Below are 3,010 nucleotides of genomic sequence, written 5' to 3' on the forward strand. Positions count from 1 at the left end.
ACCCCTCCCATCAAGGGAGGGGAAGCTCTTATGCCGACGCTGTCAGGACAAAAGGAGATGAAACTTAACCCATAGCACTATAATCTGTAATGAGCTTACTTTTTTAACTTGATTTTGAGTAGATACCCTGGAGAAAATACCACTATTTAGGAGGAGGAGATAAATGCTAAAGGTAAGAGATCTTTATGTGGAGGTTTCAGGTAAAGAAATCCTAAAGGGGGTGAATATGGAGATCAACGAGGGGGAGACCTGCATCCTTTTCGGGGCTAATGGCAGCGGGAAGACATCCTTGCTTCTTACCCTGATGGGGTTTTCCAACTATAAGATCACCCAAGGGGGAATTGTCTATAATGGCCGGGTGATTAATACCCTGCCCATCAATGAACGGGCCAGGATGGGGATAGGTATTTCCCTGCAGCGTCCGCCGGTAGTCAGGGGGGTAAAGACAAGACAGATGATCGAGATCGCCTCTAATGGTACGGCTGATCCGGAAAGTTTAGCCGGCCAACTTGACCTGACCGATTTTCTTGACCGGGATATAAACCTGGGGTTTTCCGGAGGAGAGATGAAACGATCCGAGCTTCTTCAGCTTATGGCCCAATCTCCGGATCTGGTCTTGCTGGACGAACCTGAAAGTGGCGTTGATTTAGAGAATATGGCCCTGGTAGGTGAAGTGGCCAACAAGCTTTTGGAGAAACATCTTCACCGGAAACGAAAGAGAGCAGGCTTAATTATCACTCATACCGGCTATATCCTTGACTATCTGGAGGCTGATAAGGGGTGCGTTCTTTTTAATGGCCGGATTGGCTGTATGGGGAATCCACGGGAAATCTTAGAGGATATTAGAAAAAGAGGATATGAGGAGTGTGTGGTGTGTAAACGATAATTCGATTTCGGGTAACTACTCAAGACTAAGTTAAGCAGTTAGTTGGGAGACAAAGCAAAATTCCCTCTCCCTAGAAAAAGAGCTACCACCCTCCCCTAACCTCTCCCATCAAGGGAGGGGAAGCTCTTATGCCGACGCTGTCGGTACAAAAGGAGATGAAACTTAACCCATAGCACTATAATCTGTAATGAGCTTACTTTTTTAACTTGATTTTGAGTAGATACGATTGCGGATTTCGGAATGAAGAACCCCATCTACAATCCGCCATGGGAAAATCCGAAATCCTCAATCGGCAATTACCAAAAGGGGGGTAACTATTCAGCCACTGATTAACACGGATTAGCACGGATAAATAGCAGATAGCAGAGGACAGAAGACAAAGGTGAGAGTAAGGGCAACCCCTTGTGGTTGCCCAACTGTGGTTGCCTTACAGACACGAATCACGGACACGGTTCACGGATTTAATGATTCATATATTAAAGAAATCGTAAGCGTTCAGCCACTAAGGCACAAACTCGATGCTCGATGCTTGATCCTGGATACTAGATCCTTTACCAGCATCGAGGATCGAGCATCGAGCATCGAGCATCCAGCATCATGTGCTGAACGGTTACAAGAAATCAGTGTTTCATCCGTGTAAATCCGCGGCTGAATAGTTACAAAGGGGGTAATTATGAAAAACCTTGATGAACTGGCCAGGGAGGCTGTTTCAAAGCCAGCTCCTCTGGGGAAGGATGTAGCCATTGAAGAGTATCGTCAAACTCCAGAAGCACGACCATACCTGGAAGATTTATCTTCTTTAAATGAGCAAGATAAACTTAGAATGAGGGAGGCCGGCATAGAGGCCAGTGAGGAAGGCCGCTCTGGGACCTTTGTTCAAATGGATCACTCGGTGGTTCATGCCGGTTCTCACCAGGAGGGTCTGGAGATAATGAGTATTACCTCTGCCCTGGCCAAATATGATTGGCTGAAAGATAACTACCTTTGGAAGGCGGTGCCTGTGGATATGGACAAATACACGGCGGCCGCCCAAATAACGCCCCACCATGGCTATTTCATTCGGTCACAGCCAGGGGTGAAGTCAACCTTTCCTCTGCAGGCATGTCTCTTTATAGGTAAGGAGGGGCTGGGTCAGCATGTGCATAATGTCATTATTGCTGAAAAAGGTTCAGAGCTTAATATAATTACCGGCTGCACCACGGCTAATTATATTAAGGGTGGCCTTCATATTGGGATAAGTGAATTTTATATCAAACGGGGCGCTAAGGTAAGCTTCACTATGATCCATTCCTGGGCAGAAGAGGTGATGGTCAGGCCCAGGACTTCCACTATAATTGAAGAGGGTGGGATTTTCCTCTCCAATTATATCTGCTTAAAGCCGGTTAAATCTCTTCAGATGTATCCCACTGCCAGGTTAGTCGGTGGTGGAGCTACCGCCCGTTATAACTCTATTCTCTATGCCCCCTCTGGTTCACATCTGGATGTTGGTTCCAGGGTTATTCTCTCGGCCCCCCAGGCACGGGCTGAGGTGATCGCCCGGACTATATCCGGCGGGGGGAAGATCATTGCCCGGGGTCATTTAGTAGGGGAAGTTCCGGAGGTCAAGGCCCACCTTGAATGTCGGGGACTTATCCTTAAAGACGGCCTCATCCACGCCATTCCGGAACTGGAGGGTAAGGCAGCCGGAATAGATATGAGCCACGAGGCAGCGGTAGGCAAGATCGCTCAAGAAGAGATCGAGTATCTTATGGCCCGGGGGTTGTCAGCCGGTGAGGCTACGGCCACTATTGTCCGAGGATTTATGGACGTGGGCATTATGGGCCTGCCTGGACCTCTGGCCCAAGAGATAGACAAAGCCATTAAGTCCTGTGAAAAGGAGATGCTGTAATGAGGCTAAGAGAAAGCAAATGAGGGCTGAGTAAATACGAGAGAGGGTATCTACTCAAAATCAAGTTAAAAAAGTAAGCTCATTACAGATTATAGTGCTATGGGTTAAGTTCATCTCCTTTTGTCCTGACAGCGTCGGCATAAGAGCTTCCCCTCCCTTGATGGGAGGGGTTAGGGGAGGGTGAAATAACAAGAGTAATAATATTGCCCGCCAATTTCACCCTCACCCTATCCCTC

Annotated in this window: 3 protein-coding genes; all 3 read left to right on the forward strand. The window is 47.7% G+C overall.

Annotated features, from left to right (window positions below):
• Positions 1 to 163: 163 nt before the first annotated feature.
• The 3 genes from AB1797_13825 (at position 164) to AB1797_13835 (ending at position 2,774) form a co-directional block, all read left to right on the forward strand.
• Positions 164 to 886 carry an ABC transporter ATP-binding protein gene (locus tag AB1797_13825; GenBank protein MEW5768665.1) on the forward strand — a complete coding sequence of 241 codons (723 nt, stop codon included), beginning with the start codon at positions 164 to 166 and terminating at the stop codon, positions 884 to 886.
• Positions 887 to 1,304: 418 nt separating this feature from the next.
• Positions 1,305 to 1,526 carry a hypothetical protein gene (locus AB1797_13830; GenBank protein MEW5768666.1) on the forward strand — a complete coding sequence of 74 codons (222 nt, stop codon included), beginning with the start codon at positions 1,305 to 1,307 and terminating at the stop codon, positions 1,524 to 1,526.
• Between the two features lie 33 nt (positions 1,527 to 1,559).
• On the forward strand, positions 1,560 to 2,774 hold the full coding sequence (locus tag AB1797_13835; protein MEW5768667.1) for a SufD family Fe-S cluster assembly protein: 1,215 nt from the start codon (positions 1,560 to 1,562) through the stop codon (positions 2,772 to 2,774).
• The last annotated feature ends 236 nt before the right edge of the window (positions 2,775 to 3,010 follow it).

The organism is bacterium (genome assembly GCA_040753085.1).
GTDB lineage: Bacteria > UBA9089 > JASEGY01 > JASEGY01 > JASEGY01 > JASEGY01.

What these genes read in the sequence shown, in the direction of transcription:
- AB1797_13825 (MEW5768665.1), top strand. Translation starts at nt 164, where the DNA reads ATGCTAAAGGTAAGAGATCTTTATGTGGAGGTTTCAGGTAAAGAAATC.
- AB1797_13835 (MEW5768667.1), top strand. Translation starts at nt 1,560, where the DNA reads ATGAAAAACCTTGATGAACTGGCCAGGGAGGCTGTTTCAAAGCCAGCT.